17 protein-coding genes are annotated in these 16,411 nt (G+C 63.4%); all 17 read left to right on the top strand.

Annotated features, from left to right (window positions below):
* The first annotated feature begins 372 nt into the window (after positions 1-372).
* The 17 genes from LY284_RS36660 to LY284_RS36580 all read left to right on the top strand — a co-directional run bounded on the left by LY284_RS36660 (position 373) and on the right by LY284_RS36580 (position 16,409).
* On the top strand, positions 373-648 hold the full coding sequence (locus LY284_RS36660) for a hypothetical protein (protein ID WP_029672639.1): 276 nt from the start codon (positions 373-375) through the stop codon (positions 646-648).
* Positions 645-1,121 (top strand): hypothetical protein, encoded by a 477-nt coding sequence (locus tag LY284_RS36655; RefSeq protein WP_029672638.1) that lies wholly within the window; start codon positions 645-647, stop codon positions 1,119-1,121. Before LY284_RS36660 ends, LY284_RS36655 begins: the two co-directional genes overlap by 4 nt.
* Positions 1,072-1,923 carry a hypothetical protein gene (locus LY284_RS36650; RefSeq protein WP_233392138.1) on the top strand — a complete coding sequence of 284 codons (852 nt, stop codon included), beginning with the start codon at positions 1,072-1,074 and terminating at the stop codon, positions 1,921-1,923. Before LY284_RS36655 ends, LY284_RS36650 begins: the two co-directional genes overlap by 50 nt.
* A gap of 377 nt (positions 1,924-2,300) precedes the next feature.
* A complete protein-coding gene (locus tag LY284_RS36645) occupies positions 2,301-4,448 on the top strand; it encodes a DUF3560 domain-containing protein (protein WP_233392136.1) in 2,148 nt (715 codons plus the stop codon).
* A gap of 53 nt (positions 4,449-4,501) precedes the next feature.
* Entirely contained in the window at positions 4,502-4,723 is a 222-nt protein-coding gene (locus LY284_RS36640; RefSeq protein ID WP_033537241.1) for a hypothetical protein, read from the top strand.
* A 579-nt stretch (positions 4,724-5,302) separates the two neighbouring features.
* Positions 5,303-5,593, top strand: a complete 291-nt coding sequence (locus LY284_RS36635) for a hypothetical protein (RefSeq protein ID WP_033536652.1) — start codon at positions 5,303-5,305, stop codon at positions 5,591-5,593.
* Positions 5,594-5,651: 58 nt separating this feature from the next.
* Complete coding sequence (locus LY284_RS36630) at positions 5,652-6,464, top strand: methyltransferase (RefSeq protein ID WP_033536651.1); 813 nt, start codon at positions 5,652-5,654, stop codon at positions 6,462-6,464.
* 28 nt (positions 6,465-6,492) lie between these two features.
* Positions 6,493-6,795, top strand: a complete 303-nt coding sequence (locus LY284_RS36625; protein ID WP_033536650.1) for a hypothetical protein — start codon at positions 6,493-6,495, stop codon at positions 6,793-6,795.
* A 580-nt stretch (positions 6,796-7,375) separates the two neighbouring features.
* Positions 7,376-7,606: a hypothetical protein gene (locus LY284_RS36620; RefSeq protein WP_033535944.1), complete on the top strand. Its 231-nt coding sequence runs from the start codon at positions 7,376-7,378 to the stop codon at positions 7,604-7,606.
* A gap of 36 nt (positions 7,607-7,642) precedes the next feature.
* Positions 7,643-7,996, top strand: coding sequence for a hypothetical protein (locus LY284_RS36615; RefSeq protein ID WP_033535945.1), 354 nt, complete (start codon positions 7,643-7,645; stop codon positions 7,994-7,996).
* A gap of 1 nt (position 7,997) precedes the next feature.
* Complete coding sequence (locus LY284_RS36610; protein ID WP_033535946.1) at positions 7,998-8,186, top strand: hypothetical protein; 189 nt, start codon at positions 7,998-8,000, stop codon at positions 8,184-8,186.
* 40 nt (positions 8,187-8,226) lie between these two features.
* Positions 8,227-8,610 carry a hypothetical protein gene (locus LY284_RS36605; protein WP_033535947.1) on the top strand — a complete coding sequence of 128 codons (384 nt, stop codon included), beginning with the start codon at positions 8,227-8,229 and terminating at the stop codon, positions 8,608-8,610.
* 6 nt (positions 8,611-8,616) lie between these two features.
* Positions 8,617-8,811, top strand: a complete 195-nt coding sequence (locus tag LY284_RS36600) for a hypothetical protein (protein WP_233392134.1) — start codon at positions 8,617-8,619, stop codon at positions 8,809-8,811.
* 563 nt (positions 8,812-9,374) lie between these two features.
* A complete protein-coding gene (locus tag LY284_RS36595; RefSeq protein ID WP_033537033.1) occupies positions 9,375-9,653 on the top strand; it encodes a hypothetical protein in 279 nt (92 codons plus the stop codon).
* 67 nt (positions 9,654-9,720) lie between these two features.
* Positions 9,721-10,107 carry an outer membrane protein assembly factor BamE gene (gene bamE, locus LY284_RS36590; RefSeq protein ID WP_033537032.1) on the top strand — a complete coding sequence of 129 codons (387 nt, stop codon included), beginning with the start codon at positions 9,721-9,723 and terminating at the stop codon, positions 10,105-10,107.
* Positions 10,108-10,724: 617 nt separating this feature from the next.
* Entirely contained in the window at positions 10,725-12,998 is a 2,274-nt protein-coding gene (locus LY284_RS36585; RefSeq protein WP_051996582.1) for a ParB/RepB/Spo0J family partition protein, read from the top strand.
* 1,830 nt (positions 12,999-14,828) lie between these two features.
* On the top strand, positions 14,829-16,409 hold the full coding sequence (locus LY284_RS36580) for a DUF5710 domain-containing protein (protein WP_144403812.1): 1,581 nt from the start codon (positions 14,829-14,831) through the stop codon (positions 16,407-16,409).
* Positions 16,410-16,411 lie beyond the last annotated feature (2 nt).

Below are 16,411 nucleotides of genomic sequence, written 5' to 3'. Positions count from 1 at the left end.
CCTCGCAGCGCTCCTGACGTCGCGCCGCTCGGATAGCGCGCTCGCCGCGCGGGGCGTCCTGCCTCGTGCGTGAGCTGCTGCTGCCGACACCTACCGTTCCCCTGGTTCGCCGTCCAGTTCCCGCGACCTTAGCTCAGGCCTTTGCCGCGTCAAGGCGCGCGGGGCCGTGTCGGTCGCTATCGCTCCATCCCGCACCCACCCCGCGCTTGATCCCTTGACGCGTCGCCGGCCCTCGCACGTTTTGTCGCGGGACGACGAACTCAGGGGAACGGCGGCAGCTGCGAAGCGCAGCCCGCCAACTCGGCAGAACAACTTTTACGCCGGGACTCGGAATCTAGGGTCCCGGTCAGCTTTCAACCTTTGGAGATTGCAATGCCTTCACCAGCAGCCCAGCCCATCGACCCAACCACGCTTTCGCGCAAGCAGAAGCTCGCGATCATCTATCGCCACACGCACCGCGACTTCAAGGGCCCCGCCGGTCCGCAGTGGGGCGAGCATGCAGGCGAGAAAACCATCGTGGTGAACGAACAGGGCGCGTCAGTGCTGACACTGCTCGAAACGCTCAGCGATGAACAGATCGCGAACCTGCTGCCGTATGCGCTGAAGAAGGAAAGCGAGCGACTGGCCGCAAAAGCGGGGCAGCAATGAACGCGCAGGCTTTGCACATCACGGTTCACGAGCACGGCAACGCCGTGTTCCGCTACCGCATGAAAACCACTGGTTCATCGAGCGAGCGCTACGGCGCATGTGAGGTCTGCAACCAGCACGCGAGCGAAGTATTTCATCTCACGTCGGCGATGCTTTATGACCGGAAAAGCGCCGGCGGCGGCTTCGGCTGGACGCCCTATCACTGCCTCAGCTTGTTCGGACATCGCGAATGTCTGGAGGCGCGGCGCATCGGCCAGCCGGTCATGACGCTGGACGCAGACACGAACGATGCGAATTTCCGCGCTGTCATCAATGGTCGCGACGTGCTGATTGGTCGCGACTGCGAGGGCTTCAAGGTCTACATCGCGGACAGTTACGAAGCGTTGCGTCCGAGCCTGTTGGACGCGTACCGCTTCGCGCAGCATGCGGCGCATCACCCCGAGCGCCGCCGCCCCGTCACGGCCTTCGACTAATCCAGACAACGGGCCGAACGATCGGCCCGAAAGGAACATCATGACTTTTGCTCACGATAGCGCGTCCCAGCACACTGCGGCCGGACCAATGAACATGTGCGATCGCCCACTGGCTGCAGAGGGACTACGGTCCTATCGCTGCAAGGGCGCATTTGGCTGGATCATGATAGGCGCGACGGACGATGACGACGCGTTCCGGGAGGCGCTGCGATCGAGTGATACCGCGAAGCGCGAGACGTTGCAGCGCTGGGACGGCCTCGGGTACGTTGACGTCACGCCGAGGCCTTCGACAGTCGGCGCGGATGCCGCGAAGCGACTGCATGCGCGCCAGTGTCATTACGATCGGCTGCACCATATGAAGCGTGTGCGCGAGTTGATGACGATGGAACTCGACAGCGAGCAAGTGCGTATGTTGCACGCGAGCCGCGCGATTCTGAACGGCGAAGCGCCGGGCACGCGATCGGTTGATCTATCCGACGCAGCTTATCTGGCTGAACTGGACGCGTTCGAACGAGAGGAAGGCGAGCGACGCAGCAAACCCTACTGGGAGCCGGACCGGTCCCTGGAGAGCCAGATCGACAAGGCGTCGAGCGTCGCGGACGCGATGGACCGCTATTACAAGCACGATCGACTCAACCGGCCAGGAGGCACGCGCGAGCGCCTGATTTCGGACCGGGAGATGGAACTCAAAGAAAAGCGCTTCGCATGCGTCGCCAGTCACCACGACTCAGTTAATGGCCGGGTCGTCTATCTGCGATCAATGGGGGACGGCCTGAGCGTCTGGTCCTCGCTCGTGCGCTGACCCACGCCCACCCAAACGCCGGCCGCGAGCCGGCGTTTTCACGTTCGCCGCAGGGCGTCGCTATCGAGCCGTGCCGCTGCACCCTGCGCGCCGGTCCGCTGCGCAGCCCGTCACGCAAGCTGCGATATCGCGGCCCGGTGACCGGACGACTCCGCTCTTGGGGCCACGCCGCGTCCCGCGGACTTGCCCCGGCGCGAGCCATCCCCTCCAGCCTCGCAGCGCTCCTGACGTCGCACCGCTCGGATAGCGCGCTCGCCGCGCGGGGCGTCCTGCCTCGTGCGTGAGCTGCTGCTGCCGACACCCACCGTTCCCCTGGTTCGCCGTCCAGTACCCGCGACCTTAGCTCAGGCCTTTGCCGCGTCAAGGCGCGCGGGGCCGTGTCAGTCGCTATCGCTCCATCCCGCACCCACCCCGCGCTTGATTCCTTGACGCGTCGCCGGCCCTCGCACGAATCGTCGCGGGACGACGAACTCAGGGGAACGGCGGCAGCTGCGAAGCGCAGCCCGCCAACTCGGCAGAACAACTTTTACGCCGGGACTCCGAATCTAGGGTCCCGGTCAGCTACCAACCCGTCAGGAGAAAACTGTATGTCCAACTTCAGCGCTACCTACTCGCCGGAAGACAACAAGCTGCGTTTGTACTCGCCGCACCGCCTCGACGAGGCGCTTTATCAGCGCGTGAGCAGCGAAGGGTTCCGATTCGCGCCGAAACAGGATCTTTTCGTGGCGCCGATGTGGACACCGTCCCGCGAGGATCTGCTGCTGGAGTTGTGCGGCGAGATCGGCGACGAAGACACCAGTCTTGTCGACCGCGCCGAGGAACGCGCGGACCGCTTCGATGGTTACAGCGAGAACCGCGCGCGCGAAGGCGATGCAGCGTATTCGAACGTCCAGAGCATCACCGAGCATATCCCGCTCGGTCAGCCCATCTTGGTTGGCCACCATAGCGAGCGCCGCGCGCGGCGTGACGCCGAACGCATCGAGGCCGGGATGCGTCGCGCCGTGAACGCGTGGGAGACGTCCGAATACTGGACGCGTCGCGCCAAGGGCGCACTGGCGCACGCGAAATACAAGGAACGCCCGGACGTTCGCCATCGTCGCATCAAGGGGCTGGAGTCGGACCGCCGCAAGTACCAGAAAGAGATCGACAACGCGCAAAAATTTACGAAACTGTGGAGCAAGCCAGAGCTCACCCACGAGCAGGCGAAAGCGATTGCTGGCTATGACCATCTCTATTTCAAGGTGGACGGACAGGTCACGTCGCTTTACACGATGCTGTGCGCCGAGGGAGCCGACATCGAGCAGTTGCGCGACAGGGCGCTCAAGGCGCACGCGCGCACGATCGCTTTTTATGGTCGCTGGATTGCGCACGTCGATAACCGTCTGGCGTACGAGCGCGCGATGCTCGGCGAGGCCGGCGGCATCGCGGCCGACAAATTCGACATTGCTGTTGGCGGCCGTGTGCTGGTCCGCGATGAATGGCTGGTCGTGCATCGCGTGAACAAGGCAGGCGGGCGCATCAATAGCCTGACTACGTCGTCGCCGCGCGTCGTCTCGTGGAGCAGCCGGTGGAAGGTCGCGATTGAAGAGGTCAAAGACTACCGCGCACCCGATCCCGTCGACGCGGCCGCAGTCGCCCAAAAGGCGAAGCTCGCGCCGTTGGTCAATTACCCGGGCGAGGGCTTTGTCGAGATGACCAATGACGAATGGAAGAAGCGAAACGAAGACGGCAAGAGCATCCGCAAGATCGCCGCAACGGCCGAGCACGGCGCGTACCGCGTGCGCCGCGCGCTTGTTTCAGATGCAGGGTATGCGCTGAAACAGGTTTTCATTACCGACGCGAAACGCGTAGAGCGTCCCGCGCCGGCGAGCGCCGCGCCCGTCGAAATCGAGCGACAGGCGGAACCGAGCGCGACGATCCAACCGAGCCCCGCGCAAGTGCCGGAGGACGACGACCGAGGCGCGAAGCTTCGACAGCTGCGCGACCAGCTGCGCGAAGGTGTGCAAGTTGTGAGCGCGCCGCAACTGTTCCCGACTCCCGCCGAGACTGCCGGGCGCATGGTGGACGAAGCAGACATACAGCCGGGCGAACACGTCGGAGAATTCAGCGCGGGAACGGGGCGGATTCTGTCGGCTGTCTCCGAGGCTATCGACTTTTCCCAGATCCAGGTTACCGCCGTCGAAATCAACCAGGGGCTCGCGCGCGCGCTTGAGGCACGCTATCCTGCCGCGCGCGTGCTGAACGCGGATTTCATGGAATGCGGCCCGGAGTTGGGCGCGTTCGACAAGATCATCATTAATCCGCCGTTTGCAAACGGTCAGGACATCGCGCATATTTCGCGCGCGCTCGGGTTTTTGAAACCGGGCGGGCGACTTGTCGCGATCTGCGCGAACGGTCCGAGACAGCAGGAGAAATTGCGGCCGCTGGTCGAGGAACACGGCGGACTGTGGGAGGAGCTGCCCGACGGCGCTTTCGAGGAGTCCGGCACGCGCGTTAGAACCGTGCTGCTGACGCTCGAGCTGTAACGGATGCGCGGCCACGTCGCAAGACGTGGCCGAATACGAGGAGACCAAGAACGATGAAAAAGATTTGCCGCTTTGCCGTTGGCGTCACACTGTGCACCGCGTGTGCCGCGCTGACTGCCTGCGCAGACCAGCCGCCGCCGCTTACCGGCAAGCCTGCGACGATTCGCATATACGAGCCCAAGACCCCGCCAGGGTTCGCGGCGCCGGGGGAGTTCAGCCTGTCGCCGGACGGAAAGATCACGATCAACCAGCGCGAGACGAAACCCGCCCCGTGACGCAGCGCACGAAACATCGACGCCGGCCGCGAGCCGGCGTTTTCACATGCGCAGCAGGGCATCGCTATCGAGCCGGGCCGCTGCACCCTGCGCGCCGGTCCGCTGCGCAGCCCGTCACGCAAGCTGCGATCTCGCGGCCCGGTGACCGGACGACTCCGCTCTTGGGGCCGCGCCGCGTCCCGCGGACTTGCCCCGGCGCGAGCCATCCCCTCCAGCCTCGCCGCGCTCCTGACGTCGCACCGCTCGGATAGCGCGCTCGCCGCGCGGGGCGTCCTGCCTCGTGCGTGAGCTGCTGCTGCCGACACCTGCCGTTCCCCTGGTTCGCCGTCCAGTACCCGCGACCTTAGCTCAGGCCTTTGCCGCGTCAAGGCGCGCGGGGCCGTGTCAGTCGCTATCGCTCCATCCCGCACCCACCCCGCGCTTGATCCCTTGACGCGTCGCCGGCCCTCGCACGTTTTGTCGCGGGACGACGAACTCAGGGGAACGGCGGCAGCTGCGAAGCGCAGCCCGCCAACTCGGCAGAACAACTTTTACGCCGGGACTCGGAATCTAGGGTCCCGGTCAGCAAGGGGGATTGCGATGTTTGATGTGAAGACGGCAAGCGATTACGTGCGCGGAGCTTTTCCGTATAGGTTCGACCGGATCGAAGTGAATGGCTCGGTCTTCACGGGCCCGGCGAAAGGCACGCACCTGTGCGCTGATTTCGAACGCCCGCGTGAGCCGGTCTCCTTCTGCCTGCTTGGCGAATGGTACTGCGACTATCCAAGCGGCCCGCATCTGGGCGTGCTTGCCAACAAGGCCGCCGACATTCTCGGCGCGAACGGCTTTTTTGGACTCGCCAGCGCCCGCCGCACAGGCATAGGCGACTGAGACGCACCCGACACAGTTCAATCGTCCACAGAGAAACGCAGAAACTAAGGATTACGACATGAAGCTGAGCCGCGCACAGACCAAGAAAATGCAGGAAGTTGAGCAACTGATTGCGCTTGAGCGCCGCCTGACAGACGATGAGCGCCTGTTTGTGTTCGAGCACTATCAGGAAGGCGCGAGCAGCAACAATGCAGCGCTGGGCGCTTTTTTCACCCCTTGGGGTCTTGCTCGGGATTTCGCCGTGGAGGTGCCGGAGCGTTGCAATACGATCGTCGATCTCTGCGCGGGCATCGGGTCGCTTGCCTATTGGTGCGAGAACAGGGCGCGGCAGGTCGTGTGTGTGGAGCAGTGCGCGGAATATGTGCGCGTGGGCCGGAAGCTGGTGCCGGACGCGACGTGGATTCACGCTGATGTTTTCGGGGACTGGTTTAAGGATTTTGACGGCTTCGACGTGGCGATTAGCAATCCGCCCTTTGGCAACCGCGTGAAGGCGCACGGCTTCGAGGGTCGATATACCGGCAGCACCTTTGAATACAAGGTGATCGAGCTTGCATCGCGTATTGCAGACACTGGCGTTTTCATCGTGCCCCAATCGTCGGCCCCGTTCGTGTACAGCGGCTCGCGTCGCTACGACGTGCGCGAAAGTGACGACTGCCGTCGATTCATGGAGCAGACGGGAATCCTCCTGGAGCCGAATTGCGGCATCGATACGGCGATGTACCGGGAGCAGTGGCACGGTGTCGCGCCGACCTGCGAAATCGTTGTATGCGATTTTGAGCAGTTCGAGCAGACCAGCCCGCTCGCGCAGACGCGCGCCGAGTCTATCGCGGTGCCGACAACGCAACTTGATCTGTTTGCCGCTGCTGCGTGATCCCCAACCAGATAACGAGAGTGCCCCTATGACACCGATGACATTTCACCAGACCTACGAGGTTGTCACTGACGACAGCGCAGAGCAGGGCGAGGCCGAGGAAACCGGCTTCGACTGGCAGGACGAACCCCACACGTTCAGCGAGCTGGTCCACCGCCTCAGGCGTGACTACATCGGCGCGGTCCCGCAACGCGGATGCAGCTGCATCACCGCGGACGGCGACCGTGAATATGTCGACGGTTCGACCCGCAATATCTCACTCCATCCCGGCAACGAACGGGCCAAGCGCTGGTTGCCGAAAGCATTGAAGGCCGCAGGACTGGTGCACTAGCCAACGTCACCGCCGATATGAACGCCGGCCGCGAGCCGGCGTTTTCACGTGCGCTGCAGCGCGCTGCTATCGAGCCGGACCGCTGCACCCTGCGCGCCGGTCCGCTGCGCAGCCCGTCACGCAAGCTGCGTTATCGCGGCCCGGTGACCGGACGACTCCGCTCTTGGGGCCGCGCCGCGTCCCGCGGACTTGCCCCGGCGCGAGCCATCCCCTCCAGCCTCGCAGCGCTCCTGACGTCGCACCGCTCGGATAGCGCGCTCGCCGCGCGGGGCGTCCTGCCTCGTGCGTGAGCTGCTGCTGCCGACACCTGCCGTTCCCCTGGTTCGCCGTCCAGTACCCGCGACCTTAGCTCAGGCCTTTGCCGCGTCAAGGCGCGCGGGGCCGTGTCAGTCGCTGCGCTCCATCCCGCACCCACCCCGCGCTTGATTCCTTGACGCGTCGCCGGCCCTCGCACGAATCGTCGCGGGACGACGAACTCAGGGGAACGGCGGCAGCTGCGAAGCGCAGCCCGTCAACTCGGCAGAACAACTTTTACGCCGGGACTCGGAATCTAGGGTCCCGGTCAGCAAAGGAGAACCGCATGCGTACTTTTTCACAGTTATCCGAATTTGCGTCGGTTGCGCAGGAGTATCAGCGACTCCGCACAAAGCATCCGTTGATTCCCGCGCGCTACGTGCTGAAGTGGATCAACTGCGACGACGCATCGATTGGATGTTCAACGATCGAGCAATTCGTGTGTCCGCACGAGTGGACCGTCAATGAGGAAAGCGACGCGGGTTACTGCTGTCTGTGTGGCCTCCCCGAGTGCTGAATCCCGTTACCACACCCCTTACTGGAGGATTTTGCAATGGTCGAAACGATCGAGATTGGTTCCGCTCCCTGCGATGAGCAGTGCGCGCAGGTCGGTGAATCCAATTACCCGGAGTGCAGCCGCGCCGAGTGCCGCGCATTCATCAACCAGATCAAGCGCGCAATGGGCGAGCCGCCGGAAGGCGTTGGCCTTTTCATCAAGAGTAACGCGCACGACTTCGGCACCTACCGCGAAGTGGCGGTAAAGGTCACCGGCCTGTTGACGGAGGAAGCACGCGAAAAGGCATTGGAGTATGCCTACCGCTGCGAGTCGGATTCGCCCGCGAGCTGGGACGACGAGGCGCGCGCTGAACTCGCCACAGCAGGATTTCCGGTCACGGTCGAGGCCTGACATGTTCCATACCATCGGCTACAAAGGGCACTACATTCACCTGGCCTATCAGGACGGCGTCGAGACCATCCAGACTCAGATCATGTATGCCGACGGCGGATTCACGCTGCAGCGTCGCAACACGTATGCAGGCGCGCAGCGTGCGATCACGCGGCACGTGCGCGCCGCACTCGCTGCAGCTAACCAGTAACGAAAAGGAAGGGTGAGCGGATCGCTCACCCACCACAAAAATGCGATTCAAGCGATATGGACGTTACGAATTCACCGACACGCCGCGTAAGCGCGCCGCGTTCGCGCGCAAACAGCGCCTGGAGCGTGAAGCCTTTCCGCTCTTCGCCGACCAAATCGCCGCCGAGCAGATCGGCGCCGATGAGGAAATGAAGGGGCGACGCGAGCAGTGGGACCGGCAGACGGCTGCGGACCGCTCGCGTCGCGCGACGCAGTGGCGCAAAGCTCGCGGCCGCCTGCGCGGATATCGGGCACCTGTTCGCAGCGCCTTGCACGCGTACTGGCAACAATGCAGATGGCCCGCCGACCCCGAATATCTGCTGACCATGCTGCACATGTACGACACCGGACGCTTGTCCCTGCCGGACACCAGCCCTACCAACTGAGGATCTATGCAGCTCTCAATCCATCCAGTCACCAGACGAGCGCCGAACGGTCGCCTCTGTCAGAGCTTTGACGTGGTCTGCGACGGCGTAACGGTCCACAACGCGATGACCCGAAGCCTCGCCCTGGCGCACATGGACGCCCTTTGGGAGAGCCGCCCGGAATCCGATCGCGTGCTGGAACAGCTGTACACCGGCGACTAGATGTCGCAGCCCTGCCGGTTACTGGGCCGCGCGCCGCTATCGAGCCGTGCCGCTGCACCCTGCGTGCCGGTCCGCTGCGCAGCCCGTCACGCAAGCTGCGATCTCGCGGCCCGGTGACCGGACGACTCCGCTCTTGGGGCCACGCCGCGTCCCGCGGACTCGCCCCGGCGCGAGCCATCCCCTCCAGCCTCGCGGCGCTCCTGACGTCGCACCGCTCGGATAGCGCGCTCGCCACGCGGGGCGTCCTGCCTCGTGCGTGAGCTGCTGCTGCCGACACCCACCGTTCCCCTGGTTCGCCGTCCAGTTCCCGCGACCTTAGCTCAGGCCTTTGCCGCGTCAAGGCGCGCGGGGCCGTGTCAGTCGCTGCGCTCCATCCCGCACCCACCCCGCGCTTGATTCCTTGACGCGTCGCCGGTCCTCGCACGAATCGTCGCGGGACGACGAACTCAGGGGAACGGCGGCAGCTGCGAAGCGCAGCCCGCCAACTCGGCAGAACAACTTCTACGCCGGGACTCGGAATCTAGGGTCCCGGTCAGCGTAACACCCAACAGGAGGGCCTTTTCATGGTCGAAGCAGGTCGCTCGATTGCGCAGGCAATCGCCGCTGGTAACTATCACAGGATCGAGGTGTATTCGGCACCGGATGCGCTCGGTATGACTCGCGTGGAGTACCGATACGATCCGCCCGCGTGTGAAACCGTCGAGGAGGTCGCGCAGTGCTTTGTCGAACTGTTCGGGCCGATCAAGGCGGGCTGCACGGCGAAAGCATGGCGCATCAAGGGCGGCCGCATCGGTGCCTATGTTGTCGAGGACGCTGGAGATGTAACCGCGTTGCTTCAATAGCGGTAGCGCAGCAGCCGGGAATGTGACTTATCTGCTTTTCTCTTTCACTTAATCAGGAGCCTTAATCATGAAGTCGATTCTTGTTGCAGTTGTGGTCACCATCCTCGTATCGGGCTGCGCAACCAGTGCGGGCAACATGGCCATGAGGGAGCAGAGCGCCGACAGCATCAGCGCGCAAATCGATGAAGGGAAGACGACCAAGAGTGAGGTCCTGCACGCGCTGGGCTCGCCATCGAAGGTGACCTACAACGAGAACAGCGTCGAGCAGTGGACGTACAGCTACGCGCGTGCCACGCCGAAGGCGATCAACTTCGTGCCGATCGTTTCGATGTTCGCGCGTGGCGCCGACGTTCACAAAAAGCAGCTTCTCATCCTTTTCGACGACGCTGGCCGTGTGAAGAAATACACTTTCACTGACTCCGTTGACGAGGTGAAAGGCGGGCTGATCGGCTGATGGACACTGACACCCGCATACGTGCCGCGTGAAGCCCGCCGACCGGCGGGTTTTTTTTCGTTTGCGCGTGCGCGGTGTCACAGCTGCGATCGAGCCGGCCCGCTGCACCTTGCCCGCCGGCCTGCCCTGCAGACCGGCATGCAAGCCGCCTCGTCGCGGGCCAGTTTCCGGAACCAGCCGCTCTTGGGGCGCGCTGCGTCCCGCAGCTTGCCCCGGCGCGGGCCATCCCCTCCAGCTTCGCACCGCTCCTCTCGTCGCAGTGCTCAGATAGCGCGCTCGCCGCGCGGGGCGTTCTGCCTCGTCGACGGCCAGCAGCTGCCAACACCTGCCGTCCCCTGGTCCGTCGTCCACTTCCCGCGACTGTAGCTCGAGCCTTTGCCGCGTCAAGGCGCGTGGGGCCGTGTCAGTCGCTATCGCTCCATCCCGCACCCACCCCACGCGTCAATCCTTGACCCGGCGTCGGCCCTCGCTCCTTTCGTCGCGGGACGACGAACTCAGGGGAACGGCGGCAGCTGCAAAGCGCAAGCCGCCGACTCAACAGAACGGCTTACGCCGGGACTCAGAATCTAGGGGCCCGGCGGTCCCGTCACACCTTCAACCTTCATTGAGGAACTGCCATGCAAACCGTGAACGCCCACGACACCAACCAGACCGCGAACGAGAACACGACGACCGCAGAACTGCCGAACGCACTCAAGGCAGGCTCGGCAGAGGTGCTGATTCCGCTCAAGCGTCTGGTCGCCTCGCCGTACAACCAGCGCAAGACCAAGCGTGACCCGGCGAGCATCGAGGCAATCGCGGACAATATCCTCGCAGTCAACCTCCTGCAAAATCTGGTCGTCCACCCGATGAAGGTGTCCGCAAAAAGGGCGCAGACGTATGGCGTGGATGCAGGAGAAACGCGCCGACAGGCTTTGCTTCTCAACGTCGAGCGCGGCCACATCAGCGAGGATTTTCCGGTGCGCTGCATCGTCATCACTGAGGCCGAGGCGATTCTCGCCAGTGCATCGGAGAACGACCTGCGCGTGCCACCGCACCCGGCAGACCAGTTTATCGCCTATAAGGCGCTCGCGGATGAAGGTCGCAGCCCCGAGTTCATCGCCGCTGTGTTCAAGGTAACGCCTAAGACCGTCGCGGGCTATCTGAAGCTGGCGAACGTGTCGCCCAAGCTGTTCGACCTGTTCGCTACCGACGAAATGGACCTTGACCAGATCAAGGCCCTCGCCATGACCGATGACCATGAACGACAGGAAGCCGCATGGTTCGGCGCGAAACATTCGTGGTCACAGCAGCCGCACGAACTGCGCGCTGTGCTGAAAGGCGACAAGCTGACGCTTGGCGACCGGATGGTCAAGTTCGTCACGGTGGAGGCCTACGAGGCTGCTGGTGGAATCGTGGAACGTGATCTCTTTGCCGAGCGCGACGATGGCTTTATCGTCAACCGCGACGTCCTGAACCGGCTGTTCGATGCAAAGGTCGCCAGCGAGGTCGAAGCCATCAAGGCGCAAGGATGGGCATGGGTCGAGGCCCGACCGAAGTTCGACTACAGCGACCGCAACCAGTTCACCCAACTGGACGCAGAACCCGTACCCCTGACCGCTGACGAACAGGCGCGTTACGACGAACTTGAAAAGCGGTCCGGGGAAATCTCGGACAAGCTGGATGCGCACGAGAATGCTGACGAAGGCGACGAGGCCTACCTCAGCGACGAAGCGTGGCAAGCCCTGAGCGACGAATTCGACAAGGTGTCGCAAGCCATTGATGAAATGGACGAAAGGGAAGGCAATTTCACGGCCGAACAGATGAAGGTCAGCGGCGCTGTCGTGGCCGTTGGTTACCACGGCGAACTGGAGGTCGTGCGTGGCCTCGTTCGTCGCGAAGATCGCGCCGAAGCACGCGCGATGATGGAGGACAACGGCGTCGCTGTTCCGCACAGCCTGACCAAAAAAGAGAAGGGCGTTCACTCCGAAAAGCTGCTGCTGAACCTGACGGCGCACCGGACGGCTGCTGTGCAGTCCGCTCTCTCACAGAATCCGCAGGTCGCACTGGTGGCGACTGTTCACAAGCTTGCGCTCGAATATCTCTACACGGGTAGTAGCCTCGACCGACTGAGCGTCGCGCAGATCAGCGCGCGCGAAGTGACTTACGAACTGGCCCGGTCGGCACCGGACTTGGAGCAGACCGAGCACGCTTCGGGCCTTCGCGCCTACGTGGACTCATGGCGCGCTCAGATTCCGAAAAATCCCAACCTGCTGTTCGGCTGGCTGTTGGAGCAGCCGCAGGACCGCCTGTTGAACTTGCTGGCTGTCTGCACGTCGCTGAGCATCAACGGCGTCTCGCGCGAGGAGGGCCCGAGCGCGGTAAATGCTCTGGCGGGCGCTCTGAGCCTGAACCTGTCCGCCTACTGGCAACCGACGCGAGCAAGCTACCTCGATCATGTGTCCAAGGATCGCATCGTTGCAGTCGTGAGCGAGGTCGTCTCGAAGGAAGAAGGGGCGCGGCTCGCCAAGATGAAGAAGGGCGAAGCAGCGCAGGCAGCCGAGAAGCTGCTGCAAGGCAAGGACTGGTTGCCCGAATTCATGGCCGCAGCCCAGGTCGCAGAAGTACGGTTCTACGGTGATGACGACGACGATGCGGACGACGAGTGCGACGACGTCACGCTCGACGCCGGAGAGTGCGACGACTCCGCAGCGTCCGAAGGCCCTCAGCACGCGGATGCGGCACCGTGGCCGTTCCCGAAGGCGGCCGATTTCGGAACCGTTCCGGCAGAAGTGAGCGCGCGCAAGTCCGACCGTGATGATGGGCCCCGCAAGCCGACTTCGCCAGCGATCGCCTGGCCGTTCCCGACGACCAATCCGCAAGCACTGCGTGGAATGCGGCAGGCGGCCTGACCGTCCAGTTTCTCCCTCGGGTCTTCGGACCTTTTTCGCCCCGCCTTGAGCGGGGTTTTTTTTCTGTGGGTAACTTCGCCCGGCCAAACGGCGCCTCACGATCCTTCCTCTTCGCGCCTCCGGCGCTCATCGTTCGGACCGCTGGGCGACAAGGGACACTCGGCTTCGCCGACCAAGGAGGAACCCCGTTCCGGTTCCCCCTTGGAACTCCCTCCCTCGGGCCGCAAGCATTTTCATAATATAATTGTGCTCAGTTGCAGAACTGAGTAAAATTAAATTGTGGCCCTGCTTTGCAGGACCATCAAGGTAGCCGCGGAGACCACTTGAAGCAAAAAACCAAAAGCCAGAAAACGCGTGCCATGCTCGCCGCTTGCGCGGCAGCAGACACGCGTCGTCTAAGGCTACGCTTCGGGAACAGAGTCGCCCCGATCACGTCAATCTCTGTCGAACCTCCTTCAGGTATGGTCGCTCAACCCATGATCGGCAATACCATAGGGCCACGGCAGAACACGAACCAGAACTGAAGTGTGCCGGGGCCATGCTCACGTCGATCGTTTTTGGATTCATTGCAGCAAGGGTGTCCACGGGCCGAGCTGCGGCCGCAACGGCGGCAGTCACGCCGAATCATGTCGATCGCGTTGTGACGTTTTCCGTCGCAACTGAATTTTTTGTTGGGTCGATTATTCTGCTGACGCTGAGTGCGCTTGTATGGATGGTCGCTCCAGCAGTAGTATCCGCAGTTCGCTTTTGCAGTTCGTCTGTCGGTGGCTTACTGAGTGTTTCATTTCCTTCAGATTGTGCTCCGAGCAGTGCGAGCTGGTATGTCGTCAAACGCGCGCTCGTCGGATATGCAGGATTATCGTTTGTCGTATTTTGCATCGCATTGGCATGGCGAATCGTGATAAGCCTCAGGGAGCGATCCAGTCGCCGTGCAGTTAGTCGCTGGTCAGTTATGGTCGACGACGATGGAAAGGAGTAAGCCCAATTTATTGGGGCGTCTTTGCTCCGCAAAGACCGGCTATGTTGCGCTACGCCCGCAAAAGACGCGGGCTATGCGTCGAGCCTCCTGCGGAGTCTCGCCCCTCTCCCTGCGGTCGGGGCTGCCAGCGCCTCGCCGTCCGGTCGCCTCGCTCCCGGAAAAGCTCACCATCGCTGGTACGGTCTCTCAGCATGCTGCATATGGCCCTCGGAATGGCAGCATGTTTTACGCCCCGCTCACGCGGGGTTTTTTTTCCGCTTCGCTCTTCGTCCTTGAGGACGCGCTGTCGTGTCGCGCCGTTGGCGCGAAAGGCGCTCGCCGCGCGGCGTTCTACCTCGACGTCACAACCCGTCAATGGCCGTTCCCACCCGTTCACGTCCAACCTCGCGACCATAGGTTCGTCTTGGCGTCCGTCAAGGCGCGCGGGGCCGTGTTGTCGCTGCGCGACCGCCCGCCCCAACACCCCGCGCTCTTCTCCTTGACATCCGCCGCGGCGAACCACAACCGGCCGCGGGACGATGAACTCAGGGGAACGGCGGCAGCTTCGGCAAGTGCGGCCGTCTCGGCAAAACACGGACGCCGGGACTCCAAATCTAGGGGCCCGGTCAGCGACACCCGGCAGGAGGGGCGATGGATAAAGACGACGAACGCGTATGTGGGGGATGCAGACACTGGTGCAGGGCAGGCGACTACAGATGGGGCGGTTGCGATGCCCCGTTGCCAGCCTATCTCATGCACGCGGACCTGCCCCGTACCGGGCCAATCTTCCCAGACGACAAGCAGGCGCAGGAGTGCGAGGTATTCGAAGTCAACGGGTCGCAACAGATCGCATCCGGGAGCAGCCACACATCATGAATCCAGTCATGGCCACGCGCTCTAAGCGTTTTCAGGATCGCATGCCCCCGCGCTCGCCGGGAGCTATTCAACAGGCACGGCGCGGCGCTGCCGCGCCCCTCCGGCCACCGACCACGCGCCCTGGCGGCCGCATATTCCTTGCGGTGCCGACTAAGGACATCCCGAAGGCGCGCGCGATGGGCGCAGAATGGGACCACGAGCTTCGCCTTTGCTGGTTGCCCGCCACCGCAGATACGACACCTTTCGCAGCGTGGGTCGTGGATGATGCCGCGTTGAACGCTGCCGGTATCGACCGGACGGACGTCCTTGCCGACTTTGCCGAGGCGATGCGAAGCTACGGCCTCATTGTGCCTGACACGCTGTATGCGGACGGCGAATGGCACTGTGCGATGGTCATGACGAAGTCTGGCCCGCGATCGCATGGCGGCTACATCATCGAACTTGACGGAGTACCGCATGGCTACATCCGTAACTTCGTTGGCGCGTCGGGCGCGTGGTGGTATCGGGCAGGCAAGCTCACGCGTGAGCAGCGCGCCGCGCTCGAGGCGCAAAGTCGGGAACGGCAGGCCGCGCGCGAAGCAGCCCTGCGCCGCGCTCAGGAACTTGTCGCGCAACGCTCCCTGAAAATCCTCACCATGTTGCCGAGGGCGGAACAGCACCCGCATCCTTATCTGGACAAGAAGGGCGTCGGCGCGTACGGATTGCGCGTTGCACACGCATCGAAGCACAATCTGGCAGAGCTGTTAAACGCGAAAGACCCAAGCGTCCTGAAACGTAGCAATGCCACATATCTCGTGATTCCCGGCCGCGATGCAGAGGACCGACTGCTTACGGCTCAGGCGATCGGCCCGGACGGCTTCAAGATGTTCGTGCGCGATGCCCGCAAGAAGGGGGCGTTCCATCCCATTGGCGTGCGGCGCACGCGCGACCTTGCGGCCGCGCCTGCGGTGCTGTTCGCGGAGGGTTATGCGACAGGTGCGTCGCTGCACGAAGCGACCGGACTGCCCGTGGTGATCGCTTTCGATGCGGGCAATCTGGTCGAGGTCGTTCGGCAGATCACGCCGTTGCTGCCGCCGTCACAGCCCAAGGTCATCTGCGCGGACAACGACCAGTTCTTTCTCGACAACGCGCTGGCCAGAATCGCGGAGATTGGCGGCTCACCCGATGCGAAGCCGGTTTCGGTTCGCGTGGTCGCCGGCGCCGATGGGGCAACGCGGGAGGTCGAGATCCGCGCCACCTATGCAGACGGCAAGTGGCACCAGACACGGCTTGGTAAATACCGTCTCTCGCTGGAAAGCGTCGCGGGCGTGGTCAGGAGCGTGACGCTCGACCTCGTTGTGCCGGATAAGCCGCACGTCCGCGTAACGACCCGCAACACCGGCGTCGAAGCGGCCACGGACGCGGCCCGTCTCGCGGCCGGCCGCGTCGTGACACCGTTCTTTGTATCGCTCCAACGCCGGCCGACCGACTTCAACGACCTGGACGTATCCGAAGGGCGCGCGCGCGTCACGGAACTCGTCCAGAGCGTCCTGCCGTTTCACATCACTGCGGACGCGGCTGTTACCGAACGCGCCTGATC

The organism is Caballeronia sp. PC1 (genome assembly GCF_021353155.1).
GTDB classification, from domain to species: domain Bacteria; phylum Pseudomonadota; class Gammaproteobacteria; order Burkholderiales; family Burkholderiaceae; genus Caballeronia; species Caballeronia cordobensis.
The sequence above is the reverse complement of the archived record's forward strand: the minus strand, read 5'-3'. Positions and strand labels throughout refer to the sequence as shown.